An 18,018-nucleotide genomic window follows, 5' to 3' on the forward strand; every position below is an offset into this window, starting at 1 on the left:
GGTCCCACCGAGACGCCCACGCCCACGCCGACGCCGACGCCGACGCCGACGCCGACGCCGACGCGCACCCCCGGCCCACCCGGCTCGGTCACGGCCAACTCGGGCCCCGGCTGGATGGAGGTCGTCTTCACCCCGTCCGGTGAGGGCGAGGCCACCGGCTACTCGCTGAAGGGGGCGCCTCCCGGCGCGGACGTCACCCCAGAAAGGGTCAGGCCGGGCGGCCCGTTCCAGTTCCGGATCAACGGTGGCCGGTGCGACCAGGAGTACACGTTCAAGGTCGCCGCCGAGTACGACGGCGGCGAGGTGGTGTCCGAGCCGTCGATCCCCGTACGCCCCTGTGTCGCGCCCGGCAAGCCGGCCGGCTTCACCGCCAAGGGCAAGAACCACGGCGCCGACCTCACCTGGTCGCCCCCGGCAAACGCCCAGAACGGCGTCACGTACACGCTGGAGGGCCCCGGCAATCACCCGCCCGACCCTCGCGGCACCAGCGCCGAGGTCACCGGGCTCACGAACGGCCAGTCCTACACGTGGACGCTGCGCGCGAAGAACGAGGCCGGCGAGAGCGAGGAACGCGCGGAGGCCACGGCCGACCTGCGGCCGCCCCCCGCCCAGTTCCGCAACGCCAACAACGATCACAGGAACACGCTCATCCGGCCAGGACCGGGCCCGGGCGGCGAGGCGGGACGCATCCCCAAGGGCCAGTACATCACCATGACCGTCATCTGCCAGCAGAGAGGCGCCTCCTACACCGACACCGACACGGGCATGAGCAGCAACGTCTGGAACAAGGTCCAGTCCAGCCACGGCAACGGCTGGCTGAACGACGTGCTGATGGCCACCCCGAAGGGGGGCTTCCCCGCCGCCCCGCTCTGGGAGTGCACGTGATCACCAGGGCCGGCTGGGGCCTGGCGGCCGCGTCGGCGCTCGTCTACGCGGCGGGGGCGCCGTTCGGGTACGCGCAGGCGGCGGTGCTGGCGGTGGCCGGGATCGCCGCCGTGGGCGCGGGCGCGCTGTGGACGCTCAGAGGCGCGGGCCTCGACGTGCGGCGCGAGGTGACGCCGGGGAAGGTGGCGCGGGGCGAACCCGCGGTGGCCCTCCTGCACGTGCGCAACAGCGGGCGGTGGCGGCACGCGGGGCTGACGGCCCGCGACACCTGCCGGGGCACGTCGGTCGCCGTGGAGGTGCCCGCGCTGGCCCGCGACACGGCACGGACGGTGTCGTACCGGCTGCCCACCCGGCGGCGGGGCGAGACCCCCGTCGGGCCGCTGCGCCTCGACCGCACCGACCCGTTCGGCCTGGCCCGCCGCTCCGTCGCATACGGGTGGCCCGACCTGCTGCTCGTCCGGCCGCGCACGGTGCCGCTCCGGCCGCTGAACGCGGGCCGGCAGCGCCACCTGGACGGCCTGGCCTCCAGGTCCGCGCCGAACGGGGCGGTGGGCTTCAACGGGCTGCGCGACTACGTGATCGGCGACGACCTGCGCCACGTGCACTGGCGCTCCACGGCCCGCACCGGCGTGCTCATGGTCAAGGAGCTGACCGACGTCAACCTGCCCAGCACCGTCACCGTGCTGGACACCCGGCACTCCGCGTACGAGGGGGACGACGAGTTCGAGCTGGCCGTCGACGTGGCGGCGTCGGTGGCCTGCGCGGTGACCCGCGACCGTTTCCCCGTGCGGCTGCTCACCGGGGAGGGGGAACTGCTGCACGCCAAGGGCTCCCCCGGGGAAGCGGAGGAGGTGCTCGACCGGCTCGCGCTGGTCGAACGGGCGCCGCGCGCCGAATCGCCGCTGCAGGTGCTCCGCCACGCCGGCTCCGGCGGTGCGCTGGTGCTGGTCAGCGGCACGTACGCGGCGCTGGCCGACGCGGCGGCGGTGCGGCGGCGCTTCGACCGGGTGTTGTTCGTGCGCGTGGGGGACCCGCGGGACGGCGGGCCGCCGGCCGCGGCGGGCGTGACCGTACTCGAAGCCGGAGACCTAGACGAACTGGCGGCCGCATGGCCACACTGACCACCCCGCCGGGATCCACCCCAGCGGGACCCACCCAGCCGCGGGCCGGCGTGCCCGGCACCGGGGCGGCTCCTGGATCGGCACCTGACCTGGCTCCGCCGGTCGCCGGGTCGCCCGCGCGCAGGGCGGCCTCGGTGGTCGTCGTCGCGCTGCTCGCCGCGACGGCCGGGCTGGCGTTCGACGGGGTGTTCCCCCTGCCCGCGCTGCTTCCCGTGGCCGCCGTGGCCGCCGTGGCGCCGTGCATGCTGACGCTGCTGTTGTCCGGCCGGCTGCCGCTCTGGGGCACGATCCCGGTGCACGTGCTGGCCTGGCTGGCCGCCGTGTCCGCGACCCTCTACCATGCGGAGGCGTGGCTGGGAGTCGTGCCCAGCGCGGCCAGCGCGCGGGCTGCCCTGATCGGCGTGCGCGACGCGACCGGCTGGCTGCTGACCACCATCCTCCCCGCCGCCCCCGGCAGCCGGGCGATCGTGCTGGTCAGTTTCCTCGTGTGGGCGGCGACGACGGCCGGGGCGGAGCTCGCGCTGCGGTCCAGGGCCGTCCTGCTGCCCGCTCTGGCCGCGCTGCCCGTGCTCGCCGTCGCCGTCGTGGTCGGCGTCGCGGGCGCGGGCTCCGCGGTGCCGTACGCGGCCGTGTTCGCCGGGGTCGCGCTGCTGCTCGCGCTCGTCAGGGCGGGCCGGTCGGCGCGGACCTGCGTGGCCGGCGTGCCGCTGCTGGCCTGCCTGGTGGCGGCCGCCGTCGTGGCGGCGCCCGTCCTGCCCATGGCGGACCGCCCGTACGACGTGCGCCGGCTCGTTGAGCAGCCGCCCCCGCGCCCGATCAACGGAGTGAGCGCCCTCGACCAGGTGTCGGCGTGGCTGCAGCATCCCCAGCGCGAGCTGTTCACCGTAAGCACCACCTCCGACGCCAACCTCCGGCTGGCCGTGCTCGACACCTTCGACGGCGTCACCTGGGAGTCGAACGCCGGATTCCTCCCCACGGGCGGGCGCGTGCCCGGCGACCAGGGCTCCCGCGACACCGTACGGCAGCGGCTCACCCTGCAGAAGCTGCCCGGCCCGTGGTTGCCCGCCGCCGACCGCCCGCTGTTCGCCGAAGGCGCCGGCATCGTGGTCGATCCGGCCACCGGCATGCTGGCCAGCGCGCGGGCCGGGGAGGGCATGACGTACGAGGTGACGTCAGGGGTGCGCCGCTACGTCTCCGGCGAGTTACGGAACGTGACCCCGCTCGACGCCCCCTCCCTGGTCAGCCTGCCGGACGGCCCCGACGGGCGCACACCGCCGCAGCGCGCCCGCTTCGCCAAGATCGCGCGCCGCGCCACGGCGGGGGCGCGCGGCCCCGCCCAGCAGGCCGCGCGGCTGGCGACGTTCCTGCGCGAACATGCCAAGAACGACGTCACCGCGCCGCCGGGGCACGGTTACCGGGCCATCGAGTTCTTCCTCACCGAGTCGCGCAGGGGAACGACCGAGCAGTTCGCCGCGTCGTTCGCGCTGCTCGCCCGCTCGATCGGGCTGCCCAGCAGGATCGTCGTCGGCTTCCGCCCCGGCGAGGCGGCGGAGGGCGGCGTACGGCAGGTGCGCGGCGGGGACGTGCTCGCGTGGGCCGAGGTCGGGTTCGAGGGGGTCGGGTGGGTGCCGTTCCACCCGACGCCCTCGCGCACCCGCTCCGGCGGGGGCGGCGACGTGGCGGAGGGCACGCCGAAGCAGGCCAAGGAGATCGAGCAGGCGATCAACAGCGACTCCTCGCAACCCCGGCCGACACCGACCACCGCGGGACGGCCCACCCCCGCGCAGACCTCGAAGCCCGGGAAACCCGCGGACTCGGGTGCCACGGCACAGCCGCTCGTCTGGATGGCGGGCGCGGCGGGCGCGGTCCTGGTCTACGTGCTCGCGGTGGCCGTCGTGTCGCCCCTGCGTCGTATGCGCCGCCGCCGCGGCGCCCCGGAGGCGCGGGTGGCGGGCGCGTGGCGGGAGACCGTGCTGCGGTTGCGCGGCGTCGGGATCCCGCGCTCGGGCACGCTGGCGGCGGGCGAGGTGGCCGTACTGGCCGGATCCGCTCTAGGGGAGGCGGCGCGGGAGCCGCTGACGGCGCTCGCCGACCTCGCGAACCTCGCGCGGTTCGGCGACGCGCCCGTGGACCAGGCCGACGCCGAACGGGCCTGGCGGCACTACGCGGAGGTCGACCGGGTAGTCAGGCAGCGCGCCGGGGTGCCCGCCCGGCTCGCCCGCCGCCTCTCACCCCGGTCCCTGCTCGGCTGACCTGCCGCGCCGTCACGAGGGGGGTGGGCTGGCCGGGGGGAGCACGATGGGAGGCTGGGCCTCCTCGTCCTGTCCGCGCGGGTCCGCCTCCGTGGCTCCGCGGATGCACAACGCCGGCGACCAGGCGACCGACGAGGGCTGGCCGAGGGCGACCACGGCGCCGACCTTGAAGCAGTAGCCGGTGACCGGGTCCAGACCTCCGACGGTGTACGTGCCGGCGTCGCCCGTCGCCGACATCAGGCGATCGCCGGGAGCCTGCTGCACCACCGTGGGATAGCCGCTCTTGCGGACGGCCTTCCAGGCCAGCGTCACCGTGGTGCCGTTGTCGGAGACCACTTTGAGGTTCTTCGGGCGGTATCTGGCGACGTCCTGCGGGTCGGTGACGGGCCGGCGGGTGGGCGGCGACGTCGCCGGGGCGGACGACGGCCGCGTGCGGAACTCGTCCGGTCGCGGGTGCGACTCGCCTGGTCGTGTGGTCTGCGGGACGGCCGACGGCTGCGCGTCGTCCTGGGGCGGGGCGGCGGGGTCCTGGCCGCCGGGAGCGGTGGCGGCCACGGGCTGCCGCTGCTGCACCTCGGTGCCCGAGCCGCCGCTCATGGCCAGCGCCACGCTGCCCACGCCCACGATCACGGCCAGCGCCGACGCGCCCGCCACGAACAGCGGAACATTCCTGCTCGCGGGCCGCTCCTGCGCAGGCGGCTCCACCGGCGCGACGTCGGCGGGCGGCGGCAGGAAGGGCTGTGGGCCGGCGGGCGGCCTGACCTGCGAGCGGTCGGGGTCCACCGTCCAGACCAGCTCGCGGTCGTTCGCGTTGCGCCAGCGCAGCGTGCACGTGGTGCCCATGAGCTTGATGAAGATCTTCGAGTAGTGGCCGGAGTGCAGCACCACCAGCCCCATGCCCGCCAGGACGTGCCGGTGCACCCGGTCGACCACCTCGTCCGACACCTCGCCGTGCGCGGCGTGGCCCCACCAGGTGAGGACGTCGGTGCCGGCGAGCACCTCCTCGGTCAGCCCGTGCTCGGGGTCGTCGAGCGTGGCCGTGGTGACGGTCGCCCGCTTCCCCAGCCAGTGCTCGATGCCGCGGCGGACCGCGTTGTGCATGCCGTCGGGATAGATCTCGGCCACGCTGGGTTCGGTCTGTTCATGCCGGTTCTCGCCCCACACCAGGACGGTGACGGATCGAGCGTTCATGCGCGTTCCTTTCATGGTTCTTCTGACCGCGCCGCTGACGGCGCCCCAGTCCTGCGTGCCGGTGCTGATGTGGTCGTGGATGGCGAGGGGATGGACCGTACGTCGGGCGTACCGGGGTGCGGGTGTTCCTTTCGCGGAAATGCGTCCGGCGTGACGGTGTACGGGGTCGTCCGGCACGGGGGAATGAAAGGGAATCGAACGCGAGGAGTCGCGGCACTCCGCCTGCCAGCGCTTTCACAGCGCGTACGGAGGGGTCTTCATCGTTTCCGGGCAGTGGACGCTATTCTGTCAAACCGCTTAACCGGCGGTCGCCTGTGAAGTATGTTGCGCCGCCCGGACCGCTATGTCAACAACACGTCAACCGCTTTTGCGAAGTGGGCTTGGGATATAGTCACAATGCTTCGCGAGCCTCTCGCGCCGCTGCGCCCTCACGAGCCCTGGAGGCGGCATCCATGGTCACGATGCGCGACGTCGCCGAGCGGGCCAACGTCTCCATCGCCACGGTCTCCTTCGTCATCAACGGCACCAAACGCGTCGCGCCGGAGACCCGGGCCCGCATCGAGGCGGCCATCGAAGAGCTCGACTACCGGCGCAACGTCGTCGCCCGCGCGCTGGCCAGTTCCCGCACCCGCATCCTCGCGCTGCTCCACCCCGACCTCGAGGCCCGGCCGAACGCCACGGTGATCCAGTTCGTCATGAGCGCCGCCCACGGCGCCCGCGAGCGCGGCTACGACCTCGTGTTGTGGCCCGTGAACGACGACGAGCAGATGTCACACCTGCTGGCCGGCGGTCTCGTCGACGGGGCGCTGCTCATGGAGGTGCAGATCCGCGACTCCCGCGTCGACCGGCTCGTCGCGTCGCGGGTCCCGTTCGCGCTGATCGGCCGCACGGAGAACGACGACCTGCCGTACGTCGACATCGACTTCGCCACCACGATCGACGAGGCGGTCGGCCACCTGCGCTCGTTCGGCCACGAGCGCATCGCGCTGGTCACCCAGCGTACGAAGGCGGGGCCGGGCGACGAGCCCGGCCGGATCATGCGGGCCGAGGCCGCCTACCTCGACGCGACGTCGGCGCTCGGCCGGCCGCCCGCCGTCATCCCCGTCGAAGGCACCTCGGCCGGCGGGCGGGAGGCCGCGCGCACGCTGCACGACGGCTTCCCCGACGCGACGGCCGTCATCCTCGTGAACGAGGGCGCCTCGGCGGGGCTCGTCAAGGGGTCGCGCGCGCTCGGCCGCTCCATACCGGATGATCTGTCCATCATCTCGGCGTCGACCACCCGCGAGCTCGGCGAGATGATCGAGCCGTCCCTGACCGTCATGGCCGCGCCCGCTCCCCAGCTCGGCCGCCTCGCCGCCGACGCGCTGATCGACCAGCTCGAAGGCGTCCAGGAGGCGCCGCCGCACCTGCTCATCCCCTGCACCCTGGTCCCCGGCCAGTCCGTCGGCCCGCCCCCTCAAGCCCGGCGACACTGACGTCGCCACCGCCTTCTCAAAGGCGGCACCACGCACCGCCGTCTCGGACTTCTCAGAGCAGCCGGCCGGAGCGGCGGAAGCAGCGCGCCGCTCAGGCCCGTCCGGCGCGCGCGCCGCAGACGCCGGGCATCTCGCCGATCATGGCGTCGTCCTCGGCGGCGTCGAGGAGAGCCATGGCGTAGTCGGCCCGCGGCAGCGTCGCCTCGCCGCCGGTGGCGTCGGCCTCGAAGTCGATGTGCACCCGGCCCTTGCCGGGCCGGTCGACCAGCCGGGTGGCCCGGACGACCGTCCAGTCGAGGCCGGAGATCTCCAGCATGCCCTCGGCCCGCGCCAGGTCCACGTAGGCCTTCCTGAAGATCAGCCAGGCCATGCCGACGGCGAAGCGGGGCCGGGTGGCGGGGACGGAGCGGCTGCTGGTCATCACCACCCTGCGCACGCCGGCCTCGCGCATCGTCGCGATCAATGCGCGGGCGATGCCGCTCCCGCCCACCGCCGCGATGACGGCGTCCTGACCGGCCACGGCCTCGCGCACGCTCGACGGGTCGGTCGCGTCACCCCGCACGACGACGAGCAGGTCGTCGCGCCCGTCGAGGAGCTCCGGCTTGCGGGTGAACGCCGTCACCTCGTGGCCGCGCGCGGCGGCCTGCTCCAGCACGTGCATCCCGGTACGGCCCGTCGCACCGATCACCAACAGTTTCATATGGCCTCCTTCTATATTGCAAAATGCACTAGAGCAACGCGCATGTCAATACGCGCGAGCCCTACGAAGGCCATCGGAAACAGGAGAAAAAGGATGAACGGTACGTCTCTACGCGGCCGGGGTCTTGTCCATGTTGGTGAGCCGAGTGCGGGCCGTCCTCGCGACGGGGAGCACGGGCCTGCTGGCGGGCCAGCGGGCGCACGCGGATCTGCCGTCCACGGCGGCCGGGCTGGGGGTGCTGCTGCTGTTCGCGTACGCGATGACGCGGGTGGGCCCGCCGCCCTTCCCAGGCGCGGGGTACGCCGGGCCGCCCTGTCCTGAGCCGGTCCAGGGATCAGTGACGCACTGTCCTGAACCGGGTCCAGGGGTCAGTGGCGCCGGGTCCTGAACCGGTCCAGGAAGCGCCGTACCTTCTGCTGCGTGTGCGGGTCGCGGGCCATCCGCTTGGCCTTCTCGACGTTCTGCCTGCCTTTGGGGCTGCGCATGTACGCGCGTACCCGATCCATGAGTGCCATGTGCCTGCCCCTACCCCGGCCTTGTCGTGTCACGCGCCCCGGCGTCAGCCCGTCCGGCAGTCAACCGACGGCCCGTTCCAGTCGCCGCCGTGCTGGATGGTGAAGCCGAGGGTGTTGCCGTTGCCGTTCGGCCGCACGGTCACCAGTGCCGCCAGAGTCCCACGAGGCGCTGCCGTTCCATGTCGCGATGACCCGCCGGGGCGGGGTCATGGTGACGGTGACGACCCACGCGTTCGTGCCCGAGACCGTCACCGACAGGTTGAAGCGGTCGCTCCACCGCCGGCCCCGGGAGATGGCCGTGCAGGCGCCGCCGGGCGGCGGGGTCGTCGGCGGGTCCACGGTGCCGTCAGGGCGACGGCCCTGCCCGTGGCGGGGAGATCATCCCCGCGCAGAGGTTGCGGCTGCGCAGGTCGGCGGCGATCCGCGGGATGGCCGCCAGTGTCGTGGCGTACTGGTCGTGGCGTACTGGTCGTGGCGTACTGGTCGTGGCGTACTGGTCGTGCAGGAGGATGGCCTGGCCGTTCCGCAGGCGCCCGGCCGCCTGGACCATCTGGGCGGTGCCGGCGCCGTTCCGGTCCTGGACGTATCCGGCGCAGGCATGCCGGTCAGCCGAACTCCTCGACGTACTCCTCCACCGGCCCCAGCTCGGGACGGTCCCGGAGCTCCAGGACCGAGCCGAGCCGTTCCAGTTCCAGGACCGTCACGGTGTTCTCGCCGGCGCGGAGCAGCGGCGCCGGGCAGTACAACGTGACCTGCGGCCCGATCTCCCAGTAGCGGCCGAGCAGGAAGCCGTTGACCCAGACGAGGCCGCGGCCCGACCCCGGCAGCGCCAGGAAGGTGTCGGCGGGCGTGGCGATCCGCACGGTCGCGATCGCGAACCCGGCGCGCGTGGTAGCGGGGCCGGCGGCGAGCGCGCGGGCCGTCTCCGCGTCGGACCACTCCTGCAGCGCGATCGGCGTGCTGTCCCAGCCCTGGACCATCCGCCGGTCGACGAGCACCGGGCCGATCAGGCCCTTGTGCCGGCCGAGGCCCGGCCCGTAGTTGACCCGGCCGAGGCTCTCGACCAGGACCTCCAGGCGTACGACGGCGCCCGTTCCGCGCACCGGGAGCTCCTGGCGATCGGGGCCGGCCTCGCCGAAGAACGTGCCGTCGCGGAAGACCAGGGCCCGGTCGCGCACGTCGGTGAGGACGAGCCGGTGCTCGCCCGCGGGGATGCGCGGGTGCGCGGTGTGCAGGACCATCCCCGCGTCGAGCCCGAGCCGCTCGAACGAGGCCGGGCGCGGGCCGGTCGAGGTGGGCGCGGGTACGGCGCCGAGCCCGGGAAGCAGGTCGGCCCGGTGCTCGAGGGGGACGCGGGCCGGCGGCAGCGTCGGCGTCCGTTCAAGCGTCCGCACCGGGCCGCGCGCGCCGAGCACCTCTCGCAGGGCGAAGAACTTGGGCGTGAGCGTGCCGTCCTCGGCGACGGGCGCGTCGGAGTCGTAGCTGGTCACGGTGGGCTGCAACCGGCCGCCCTCCTCGTTGGCGCCCGCCCAGAGCCCGAAGTTGGTGCCGCCGTGGGCCATGTAGACGCTCACGCTGCCGCCGTCGGCGATGATCCCCTCGAGGACGCGCACGGCGCTGTCCGCGCCGCGGACGTGGTGCCGCTCACCCCAATGGTCGAACCAGCCGTTCCAGAACTCGGCGACGACGAACGGCTCGTCCGGCCGCCGCGCCGCGAGGAGGCGCCGGGCGGCGCTGGGTTGGGAGCCCAGGGTGACGGCGGCCAGGGTGCCGGGCAGGGTGCCGCCGTCCTGCATCAGGTCGGTGGGGCCGTCGGCGGTGAACAGCAGCTCCCTGATGCCGCGGGTGATCAGCGCCTCCCGGTTCCAGCGCAGGTAGGCCTGGTCGTCGCCGTAGCTGCCAAACTCGTTCTCCACCTGCACCGCCACGACCGGCCCGCCCTCGGAGGCCTGGAGCGCGGCGATGCGCGGGATCAGCTCGTCGAACCAGCGGCCGACCGCGGCCGTGAACGCGGGGTCGGAGCTGCGGAGCGCGACGTCGCGGGCGGTGAGCCAGCTCGGCAGGCCGCCGTTCGACCACTCCGCGCAGATGTACGGCCCGGGCCGGACGACGACGTCGAGGCCCTCCTCCCCCACCATGCGGATGAACCGTTCGACGTCGCGCCAGCCGTCGAAGCGCGGCTCGGCGTCCTCGCGGGGCTGGTGGAAGTTCCACGCGACGTAGGTGTCGACCGTGTTGAGCCCGAGGTCGGCGAGGCGGCGGATCCGGTCACGCCAGAGGCCGGGGTGGACGCGGAAGTAGTGCAACCCTCCCGACAGCATGCGGTGGGGGACGCCGTGCCGGTGCAGGCGGCGCCCGCGCCAGGTGAGCGCGCTCGTGGGGGCGCCGGCCGGCGCATCGGCTGCGGTCGTCGTCTGGTCCGGGGAGGCATCCGGCGCGGGGAGCTCGATCACGGGGCGAGAGCCTATGTTATCGATGCCATATGTAACAACCGGGGTAGGATCCACCTGACGACGCCGCGGGCAGGCCGCGAGAGAGGAGCGCCATGACCGGAGCCACCGAGCGGCCCGCGAGGCAGCCGAGCATGTCTGACGTGGCCAGGACGGCCGGGGTGTCGGCGCAGACCGTCTCCCGCACGCTCCGCGACTCGCCCAACGTCAACCCGGAGACCAGGAAGCGCGTGCTCGCCGCCGTCGAGCAGCTGGGCTACCGCTTCAACCACGCGGCCAGGGTGCTCTCCTCCGGGCGCAGCCACACCATCGGGCTCGTGCTGCTGCAGTCGGGCGGCTACTACTCGCGCTCGGCGGTGACCGCGGGCGTCGAGGCGGCCGCGGGCGAGGCCGGCTACGCGGTGAGCATCGCGACCATCGCCAGGCTCGACACCGGCCTGATGGAGCGGTCCCTGTCCAAGCTCGCCGACCAGGGCGTGGAGGGCATCGTCATCGCCGTGCCGCTGATCTCCGTGACGCAGAAGATGGAGGACATCACCCGCGACATCCCCACCGTCACCCTCGACGGCTCCCGCACCGCGAGCGCGCTGGTGCTCGGGATCGACCAGAAGGAGGCGGGCCGCATCGCCACGCGGCACCTGCTCGACCTCGGGCACCGCCAGGTGTGGCACGTCTCGGGGCCCGACGAGTGGATCGAGGCCCGCCAGCGGCGGCAGGGCTGGCAGGAGTGCCTGGCCGCGGCGGGGATCCAGGCGCCGCCCCCGCTGGAGGGCGACTGGTCGCCCGACTCGGGCTACCGGCAGGGGCAGGTCCTCGCGATGATCCCCGACGTGACCGCCGTCTTCGCCGCCAGCGACGAGATGGCCTTCGGAGTGATCCGCGCCCTGCGCGAGGGCGGCAGGTCGGTGCCCGCGGACGTGTCCATCGTCAGCGTCGACGACATCGAGCTGGCGGCCTACTGCACCCCGCCGCTGACCACCGTCCGCCAGGACTTCTACCGCTCGGGCGCGGCGGCCGTCGCCCTGCTGCTGCGGCAGGCCGACGCCGGGGAGACGCTCGTCACCGCGTCGCTCTCGGTGCGCGCGTCCACGGCGCCGCCGCGTTCCCGCTGAGCCCCATGCCGGCCGTTCCGGAAAGTACCCTCTTGCGTCCGCCATGTTATCGATGCCACTGTAACAACGTCCGGACCCCGGACTCGTTCCTCCGCCCCGTCAGGTGGGCAGCCGTTCACGGAAGGATCCCAGAACCATGAGGAGATCACTCGTCCTCGCCGGCGCCGCGATCACGGCGCTCGGACTGCTCACCGGCTGCGCGGCGGAGGGGGACGGCCAGGGCGCCGGCAAGACGACCCTCAGCGTCGCCGCCCTCGAAGGCGGCTACGGACGCGACATGTACACCAAGGTCATCCAGGCGTACGAGAGCGCGCATCCCGACGTCGACGTGCAACTGCAGATCTCGAAGAGCATCGAGGACGAGATCACCCCCAACATGAAGGCGGGGCGGTTCCCCGACGTCGTGGTGCTCGGCCAGGGCCGCAAGGCCGCGCTCACCGAGACCCTCATCAAGGACAAGGCGCTGGAGGACCTCACGCCCGTGCTGCAGGCGAAGGTTCCCGGCGAGGACAAGACGGTCGGCGACAAGCTCATCGAGGGCATCGTCGGCAACCTCAACACCAACCCCTACGGCGACGGCAAGACGTACACGATGCCGATGTACTACGCGCCGACCGGCCTGTTCTACAACAAGGGCCTGCTCGACAAGAAGGGCTGGAAGGTCCCGGCCACCTGGGACGAGATGTTCGAGCTCGGTGAGACGGCCAAGAAGGACGGCATCGCGCTGTTCACCTACCCGACCGCCGGCTACCTCGACTCCTACTTCTTCTCTCTGCTCGCCGACGTCGGAGGTGAGCAGTTCTACACCGACGTCATGACGTACAAGCAGGGCGTGTGGCAGACGCCGCAGGCCCGGCAGGCGCTCGACCTCACGGCCCGGCTGCTGAAGTACGCCGCGCCGACCACGGTCGGCTACGCCAACGAGCAGGACTTCACCAAGAACCAGCAGTCGGTGCTCGACAACGAGGCGCTGTTCATGCCGAACGGGACGTGGATCGTCGGCGAGATGGCGGACGCCCCGCGCGCCGACGGCTTCGCGTGGGGGCTGACACCGCTGCCCGCGGTCACCGAGGGCGGCAAGCGCTACATCACGACGTCGGTCGAGTCGGTCTGGGTCCCCGCCGCCGCCAGGAACAAGGACGCGGCGAAAAACTTCGTCGCCTACCTCTACTCCGACGAGGCGGCGAAGATCTTCGCCGCGTCCGACGCGATCCAGCCGATCGAGGGCGTCGCCGGCAGCCTGTCGGAGGAGAACGCCGAGTTCTACAAGGTCTACGACGACCCGTCGGTCGCCGCGCTCGTCGGCGGGTTCGCCAGCACCGCGCCCGTCAAGGGCGTCGACATCAAGGCCACGCTCTTCGACACCGCCAACAGCATCATCAGCGGCGACAAGACCCTGGACCAGTGGCAGGCCGCGCTCAACGGGGCCAGCGAGAAGCTGCGCCAGGCGGGTGGCTGACGTGCCGGGCGACCCACCGGGCACCCTGCCGCGCACGAGACCGCGCACCGGGCCGCGCACCGGGCCGGGCCGCGCCGCAGGAGCCGCGCCGCGCCACGGCGGAGCCGGATCCGCCCCGCGCCGGCGCGGCAACGGCCTCTTCGTCCTCGCCTGCCTCCTGCCCGCGCTCGTGCTCTTCGCGCTGTTCATGGTCGTCCCGACCGTGAACGTGTTCAGGATGTCGTTCTACACCTGGAGCGGCTTCTCCCCCGACATGCGTTTCGTGGGGCTCGACAACTTCACCGCGCTCCTCGACGACGCACAGTTCGTCCGCGCGTTCCAGAACACCGTCGCGCTCCTGGTCGTCGTGACCGTGGTGACGATGGGCATGGGCCTCTTCCTGGCGGCGATCATGACCCGGCAGCGGCTGCGGGGCCGGACACTCTACCGGTTCGTCCTCTACGTCCCGAGCGTGCTGTCCGTGGTCGTCATCGCGGCGATCTTCTCCGCCGTCTTCGACCAGGAGAACGGCCTGATCAACGGCACGCTGCGGGCACTGTCGCTCGACGGGCTGCGCCAGGTCTGGCTCGGCGACCAGGACCTCGTGCTCTGGTCCGTGGCGATCGCGATGGTCTGGCAGTCGCTCGGCTACTACATGGTCCTCTACATGTCCGGCATGGCGAGCATCCCCGAGGACGTGTACGAGGCGTCCGCGCTCGACGGCGCGTCCCCGGGACGGCAGTTCTTCGCCATCACGCTGCCGCTCATCTGGCAGAACCTCCGCACGACGCTGACGTTCTTCGTCATGAGCGCGGTCAACCTCAGCTTCGTGCTCGTCCGCGCCATGACCGGCGGCGGGCCCGACGGCTCGTCGGAGGTCCTGCTGAGCTACATGTACAAGCAGGCCTACACGAACTCGTCGTACGGCTACGGCATGGCCATCGGCGTCGTCATCTTCGCGTTCTCGTTCCTCGTGTCGCTGCTGGTGAGCCGGGCGACACGGCGCGAGCCCCTCCAGTTCTAGAGGACCCCCACCATGACCACGATCAGAAGCGCCGCACGGCCGAGGACCGGCAGGGCGCTGACCTCCGTCCTCGTCATAGCGATCGCCCTGGCCATCGCGGTGCCGGTGGCGTGGGTGCTGCTCGCCTCGCTCAAGCAGAAGGGCGAGTTCTACGGCAGCCCCTGGGTGCTGCCGGAGGGCCTGCACCTGCAGAACTACGTCGACGCGTTCGTCACCGCGCGCATGGGACGGTATTTCCTCACCTCGGTGCTGGTCACGGTGCTCGGGCTGGTGTTCGTCGTGGCGGTGTCGGTGCCCGCGGCCTACGTCGTCGCGAGGTACGAGTTCCGCGGCCGCGGCCTCGTCGAGATCGCGCTGCTGGCCGGGTTGTTCGTCAACGTCAACTACATCGTCGTGCCGATCTTCCTCATGCTCGTCGGCTGGGATCGCGCGCTCGTCGACGTGTTCCCCGGCGGCTTCTTCATCGACAACCCCGCGGTCCTCTCGCTCGTCTACGCGGCCACCTCGATCCCGTTCACCATCTACCTGCTCACCGCGTACTTCCGGTCGATCCCCGTCGACTTCGAGGAGGCCGCGGCCCTGGACGGGGCATCCCGCTTCCAGATCATGACCCGGGTCATGTTGCCGATGGCGCGGCCCGCGCTCACCACCGTGCTGCTGTTCAACTTCCTGGCCTACTGGAACGACTACATCATCGCGCTCACCCTGCTTCCAGGTGAGGGCAAGACGCTGCAGGTCGGGCTGCTCAACCTGATGACCGCGCAGAAGGCGGCGGCCGACTACGGGCGCCTGTACGCCGGCATGGTCATCGTCATCGTCCCCGTCCTCATCTTCTACGCGCTCATCCAGCGCCGGCTCATCGAAGGCATGGCGTCCGGCGGTGTGAAGGGCTGACCGGCGCCTCCCGGAGAGGAAACCCTCATGAAGGAATCGACGCGCAGCGTGCTGCTCGTCACCGCCCGGACGCTCGCCGCGTCGGTCTGCGTGGGCGTGGTCGTCGTCGCCCGCGCGACGGTCGGGTGGGGCAGCCTCGCGATCATGCTCGTCGCGCTGGTCGGGCTGCTGGCCGTGCTCGCCTCGTACAACCGGAGGTTCCGGTGACCCCGCGGATGACCGGGGCGGTCCCGGACGGGCGGGCGCTGGCCGGGGTGCGGCCGAGCGGGCGCCAGCTCGCGTGGCAGGCGATGGAGTTCTACGGCTTCATCCACTTCGGCATGAACACGATGACGGACCGGGAGTGGGGCGAGGGGCACGACGACCCGGCCGCCTTCGACCCGGCCGGCCTCGACGCCGACCAGTGGATCACGGCCTTGAAGTCCGCGGGGATGACCGGCGTGATCCTCACCGCCAAGCACCACGACGGCTTCTGCCTGTGGCCGAGCGACGTCACGGCGTACTCGGTCTCCTCGTCGCCGTGGCGCGGTGGCCGGGGCGACGTGGTCGCGGAGGTGGCGGACGCGGCACGGCGGCACGGGCTGCGTTTCGGGATCTACCTGTCGCCCTGGGACCGCACAGAGGCCTCCTACGGCTCCGGCGCCGCGTACGACGACTTCTACGTGGCCCAGCTCACCGAGCTGCTCACCCGGTACGGGCCGGTGTTCACGGTCTGGCTGGACGGCGCGAACGGGGAGGGCCCGAACGGCAGGCGGCAGGTGTACGACTGGGAGCGGTACTACGCGGTGGTCCGCCAGCTGCAGCCCGACGCGGTCATCAGCGTGTGCGGGCCCGACGTGCGGTGGTGCGGCAACGAGGCCGGGGCGACCCGCCCCGACGAGTGGAGCGTGGTCCCGCGTGCCCTGCGGGACGCCGAGCGGATCGCGGACCGCTCGCAGCAGGCCGACGACGGCGCGTTCGCCCGGCTGGTCCGCAGCGACGACCGCGACCTCGGCAGCCGCGCCGCGCTGGCGGGGCACGAGGACGACCTGGTCTGGTATCCGGCCGAGGTGAACACCTCGATCCGCCCCGGCTGGTTCCACCATCCCGCCGAGGACGACGCGGTCCGGTCCGCGGACGTGCTGTTCGACGTCTACCTGCGCGCCGTCGGCGGCAACTCCTGCTTCCTGCTCAACGTCCCGCCGGCCCGTGACGGGCGGGTACGGGACGCCGACGTGGCGGTGCTGGAGCAGCTCGGACGGCGCATCGACGACTTCCGCGGGCGGCGCGCCGAGGCGGGCGCGACGGTGTCGTCCGGCTCCCCGGGCGACGTCGCGACCGCGTGGCCCGCCGCGCGGGCGGGCCGGGGCCGTACACCGTGGCGGCCGGAGGGCGACGACCCCCTGCCCGGCGTGACGCTCACCTTCGCACGGCCCCGCCGGATCGAGGCGGTCGTCGTGGGCGAGGACATCGCGCAGGGGCAGCGCATCGAGCACGTCGTCGTCCGGGGTCGCGGGGACGGCGGCTGGCTGCCGCTCGCGGAGGCGAACGCCGTGGGCTACCAGCGCATCCTGACGTTCCCGCCGGCCGAGGTGGACGCCGTATTGGTCGAGATCCCGCAGTTCCGGGACACCCCCGTCGTCGCCCGGGTGGCCGCGATCGAGGCGAGGCCATGAAGACGTCCGCGAAGAAGCCGCCCGCGAGACAGGGCACCGGGAAGGGCACCGCGAAGGCCACTCAGAAGGGCACTCAAAGAGGCACTCAGAAGGGCACCGCGAAGGGCTCCGGGAGCAGGCGCGGGGTGACGCGGGTCGCCGCGCGCAGGCCGTCGCGCCGCGCCGCCGTCCTGTTCGCCGGCGTGTGCGCCGTACTCGCCGCGCTGCTGCTCACCGGCGCGGTCCTCAGCCAGCGCGGCGGCGAGGTCGCCTCCGTCGACGGGCACGCCGTGACCCGCGACGAGCTGCTCTTCCACATGCGGCGGCTGGCGCCGAGCGTGCAGAACGAGCTGCGCAACCGCTACCACCTCCAGGGCGCCGTCGACTGGAACGCGCGGGCCGGCGACCGGAGCGCGCTCCAGCGGCTGACGGCGCGCGCGCTCGACGAGATCGAGCGGGACAAGACGGCGCTCATCCTGGCGAAGGAGCAGGGGCTGATCGACTCGGTCGACCACGCCGGCTTCCTCGCCGAGCTGGCCGCCGAGAACGAGCGGCGCGCCGAGGCCGTGACCAGGGGCGAGGTCGTGTACGGCCTGAGGGAGTTCTCGCCCGACGAGTACTACTCGCACCGGCTCACCGAGCTCACGACCCGCCTGGAACAGCGGCTCAGCACGGTCGCGGGAGGTCCGCTCCAGGTCACCGACGCCGACGTCCGGCGGGCGTTCGACGCCGACCCGGACGCCTGGAGCGCCAACGCGACCACGTACGCGTACGCCAAGCTCGTGGTGCCGGTTCCCGACGGCGCCTCCGCCGGATACCTGGCCGGCCTCCAGCGGCGGGTGGACGCCGCCGACCGGCTGGCGGACCTCGCCGGCCGCGAGCCCGGCGCCCGGCTCACGAAGGCCACGCACCAGGGCGGCGGCTCGGCCGCCCACGAGCAGGACCTCATGGCGGTGCTCGGCGAGCTCGCGCCGGGCGGGATCTCCGCCCCGGTCGAGGGCGGCGGCCAGGTCACCTACTACGAGCTCACCAGCAGGTCCGTCGACGAGGACGCGGCGTTCGCCGAGTACGCGCGGCGGATCCGGCAGTCACTCATCGAGAAGAAGTTCGGCGCCTACCTCCAGCGCCGCGTGGACGACCGCGGCATCACGGTCGACACCGCGGCGGTGGACGCCATCAACGCAGAGGATGTGCACAGTGAAACCTGACGGCACCACACCCCCCGACGCGCCGGACCGGCGACGACCCGTGGCGCGGGCGTTCCGCGCGGGCCTGGCCGCGCTGCTCGCCGCGCTCGTCGCCATCCAGGCCCGCCGCCGCGAGCCGC

The 18,018-nt window shown here is 72.8% G+C and carries 17 protein-coding genes; 12 read left to right on the forward strand and 5 right to left on the reverse strand.

Going from position 1 to position 18,018, the window contains the following annotated elements; translation table 11 throughout:
* From E1292_RS51845 to E1292_RS43135, 3 genes are all read left to right on the forward strand, one after another.
* Positions 1-885: fibronectin type III domain-containing protein (locus tag E1292_RS51845; protein WP_165975035.1), on the forward strand; the 885-nt coding region annotated here is incomplete at its 5' end.
* Positions 882-2,006 carry a DUF58 domain-containing protein gene (locus E1292_RS51850; protein ID WP_165975036.1) on the forward strand — a complete coding sequence of 375 codons (1,125 nt, stop codon included), beginning with the start codon at positions 882-884 and terminating at the stop codon, positions 2,004-2,006. The genes E1292_RS51845 and E1292_RS51850, both read left to right, overlap by 4 nt.
* The gene (locus E1292_RS43135; RefSeq protein WP_132605319.1) at positions 1,994-4,258 is read left to right on the forward strand and encodes a transglutaminase TgpA family protein; all 2,265 of its coding nucleotides are present in this window, start codon (positions 1,994-1,996) and stop codon (positions 4,256-4,258) included. Before E1292_RS51850 ends, E1292_RS43135 begins: the two co-directional genes overlap by 13 nt.
* A 12-nt stretch (positions 4,259-4,270) precedes the next feature.
* On the opposite strand, the gene E1292_RS53110 is transcribed toward E1292_RS43135, so the two are convergent.
* On the reverse strand, positions 4,271-5,449 hold the full coding sequence (locus E1292_RS53110; protein WP_246090733.1) for a ThuA domain-containing protein: 1,179 nt from the start codon (positions 5,447-5,449) through the stop codon (positions 4,271-4,273).
* Positions 5,450-5,901: 452 nt separating this feature from the next.
* Here E1292_RS53110 and E1292_RS43145 point away from each other — a divergent pair, with 452 nt between their 5' ends.
* Positions 5,902-6,924, forward strand: a complete 1,023-nt coding sequence (locus E1292_RS43145) for a LacI family DNA-binding transcriptional regulator (RefSeq protein WP_132605321.1) — start codon at positions 5,902-5,904, stop codon at positions 6,922-6,924.
* Between the two features lie 91 nt (positions 6,925-7,015).
* On the opposite strand, the gene E1292_RS43150 is transcribed toward E1292_RS43145, so the two are convergent.
* Positions 7,016-7,624 (reverse strand): NAD(P)-dependent oxidoreductase, encoded by a 609-nt coding sequence (locus E1292_RS43150; RefSeq protein WP_132605323.1) that lies wholly within the window; start codon positions 7,622-7,624, stop codon positions 7,016-7,018.
* A gap of 130 nt (positions 7,625-7,754) precedes the next feature.
* Here E1292_RS43150 and E1292_RS43155 point away from each other — a divergent pair, with 130 nt between their 5' ends.
* The gene (locus E1292_RS43155; RefSeq protein WP_132605325.1) at positions 7,755-8,012 is read left to right on the forward strand and encodes a hypothetical protein; all 258 of its coding nucleotides are present in this window, start codon (positions 7,755-7,757) and stop codon (positions 8,010-8,012) included.
* Here E1292_RS43155 and E1292_RS51855 read toward each other — a convergent pair.
* The 3 genes from E1292_RS51855 to E1292_RS43165 all read right to left on the reverse strand — a co-directional run bounded on the left by E1292_RS51855 (position 7,993) and on the right by E1292_RS43165 (position 10,592).
* Positions 7,993-8,139 carry a hypothetical protein gene (locus E1292_RS51855; RefSeq protein WP_165975037.1) on the reverse strand — a complete coding sequence of 49 codons (147 nt, stop codon included), beginning with the start codon at positions 8,137-8,139 and terminating at the stop codon, positions 7,993-7,995. The genes E1292_RS43155 and E1292_RS51855 overlap by 20 nt on opposite strands.
* Positions 8,140-8,485: 346 nt before the next feature.
* Complete coding sequence (locus E1292_RS52395) at positions 8,486-8,689, reverse strand: polysaccharide deacetylase family protein (RefSeq protein WP_220447341.1); 204 nt, start codon at positions 8,687-8,689, stop codon at positions 8,486-8,488.
* A 55-nt stretch (positions 8,690-8,744) separates the two neighbouring features.
* Entirely contained in the window at positions 8,745-10,592 is a 1,848-nt protein-coding gene (locus E1292_RS43165; RefSeq protein ID WP_132605327.1) for a glycoside hydrolase family 35 protein, read from the reverse strand.
* 92 nt (positions 10,593-10,684) lie between these two features.
* Here E1292_RS43165 and E1292_RS43170 point away from each other — a divergent pair, with 92 nt between their 5' ends.
* The 7 genes from E1292_RS43170 (at position 10,685) to E1292_RS43200 (ending at position 17,899) form a co-directional block, all read left to right on the forward strand.
* Positions 10,685-11,701, forward strand: a complete 1,017-nt coding sequence (locus E1292_RS43170) for a LacI family DNA-binding transcriptional regulator (RefSeq protein WP_132605329.1) — start codon at positions 10,685-10,687, stop codon at positions 11,699-11,701.
* A 136-nt stretch (positions 11,702-11,837) separates the two neighbouring features.
* Positions 11,838-13,160 (forward strand): carbohydrate ABC transporter substrate-binding protein, encoded by a 1,323-nt coding sequence (locus tag E1292_RS43175; RefSeq protein ID WP_132605331.1) that lies wholly within the window; start codon positions 11,838-11,840, stop codon positions 13,158-13,160.
* The gene (locus E1292_RS43180) at positions 13,153-14,163 is read left to right on the forward strand and encodes a carbohydrate ABC transporter permease (protein WP_246090734.1); all 1,011 of its coding nucleotides are present in this window, start codon (positions 13,153-13,155) and stop codon (positions 14,161-14,163) included. The genes E1292_RS43175 and E1292_RS43180 overlap by 8 nt, the downstream gene beginning before the upstream one ends.
* 12 nt (positions 14,164-14,175) lie before the next feature.
* On the forward strand, positions 14,176-15,057 hold the full coding sequence (locus E1292_RS43185) for a carbohydrate ABC transporter permease (protein ID WP_132605333.1): 882 nt from the start codon (positions 14,176-14,178) through the stop codon (positions 15,055-15,057).
* Between the two features lie 27 nt (positions 15,058-15,084).
* The gene (locus tag E1292_RS43190; protein WP_132605335.1) at positions 15,085-15,264 is read left to right on the forward strand and encodes a DUF6903 family protein; all 180 of its coding nucleotides are present in this window, start codon (positions 15,085-15,087) and stop codon (positions 15,262-15,264) included.
* Complete coding sequence (locus E1292_RS43195) at positions 15,261-16,712, forward strand: alpha-L-fucosidase (RefSeq protein WP_220447342.1); 1,452 nt, start codon at positions 15,261-15,263, stop codon at positions 16,710-16,712. Before E1292_RS43190 ends, E1292_RS43195 begins: the two co-directional genes overlap by 4 nt.
* Positions 16,709-17,899 (forward strand): hypothetical protein, encoded by a 1,191-nt coding sequence (locus tag E1292_RS43200; RefSeq protein WP_132605337.1) that lies wholly within the window; start codon positions 16,709-16,711, stop codon positions 17,897-17,899. The genes E1292_RS43195 and E1292_RS43200 overlap by 4 nt, the downstream gene beginning before the upstream one ends.
* The last annotated feature ends 119 nt before the right edge of the window (positions 17,900-18,018 follow it).

Source organism: Nonomuraea deserti, assembly GCF_004348685.1.
GTDB classification, from domain to species: Bacteria; Actinomycetota; Actinomycetes; order Streptosporangiales; family Streptosporangiaceae; genus Nonomuraea; species Nonomuraea deserti.

What these genes read in the sequence shown, in the direction of transcription:
- E1292_RS43150 (WP_132605323.1), bottom strand. Translation starts at nt 7,624, where the DNA reads ATGAAACTGTTGGTGATCGGTGCGACGGGCCGTACCGGGATGCACGTG.
- E1292_RS43175 (WP_132605331.1), top strand. Translation starts at nt 11,838, where the DNA reads ATGAGGAGATCACTCGTCCTCGCCGGCGCCGCGATCACGGCGCTCGGA.
- E1292_RS43200 (WP_132605337.1), top strand. Translation starts at nt 16,709, where the DNA reads ATGAAGACGTCCGCGAAGAAGCCGCCCGCGAGACAGGGCACCGGGAAG.
- E1292_RS52395 (WP_220447341.1), bottom strand. Translation starts at nt 8,689, where the DNA reads ATGGTCCAGGCGGCCGGGCGCCTGCGGAACGGCCAGGCCATCCTCCTG.
- E1292_RS43190 (WP_132605335.1), top strand. Translation starts at nt 15,085, where the DNA reads ATGAAGGAATCGACGCGCAGCGTGCTGCTCGTCACCGCCCGGACGCTC.
- E1292_RS43145 (WP_132605321.1), top strand. Translation starts at nt 5,902, where the DNA reads ATGGTCACGATGCGCGACGTCGCCGAGCGGGCCAACGTCTCCATCGCC.
- E1292_RS43185 (WP_132605333.1), top strand. Translation starts at nt 14,176, where the DNA reads ATGACCACGATCAGAAGCGCCGCACGGCCGAGGACCGGCAGGGCGCTG.
- E1292_RS43155 (WP_132605325.1), top strand. Translation starts at nt 7,755, where the DNA reads ATGTTGGTGAGCCGAGTGCGGGCCGTCCTCGCGACGGGGAGCACGGGC.
- E1292_RS43135 (WP_132605319.1), top strand. Translation starts at nt 1,994, where the DNA reads ATGGCCACACTGACCACCCCGCCGGGATCCACCCCAGCGGGACCCACC.
- E1292_RS51855 (WP_165975037.1), bottom strand. Translation starts at nt 8,139, where the DNA reads ATGGCACTCATGGATCGGGTACGCGCGTACATGCGCAGCCCCAAAGGC.
- E1292_RS43170 (WP_132605329.1), top strand. Translation starts at nt 10,685, where the DNA reads ATGACCGGAGCCACCGAGCGGCCCGCGAGGCAGCCGAGCATGTCTGAC.
- E1292_RS53110 (WP_246090733.1), bottom strand. Translation starts at nt 5,449, where the DNA reads ATGAACGCTCGATCCGTCACCGTCCTGGTGTGGGGCGAGAACCGGCAT.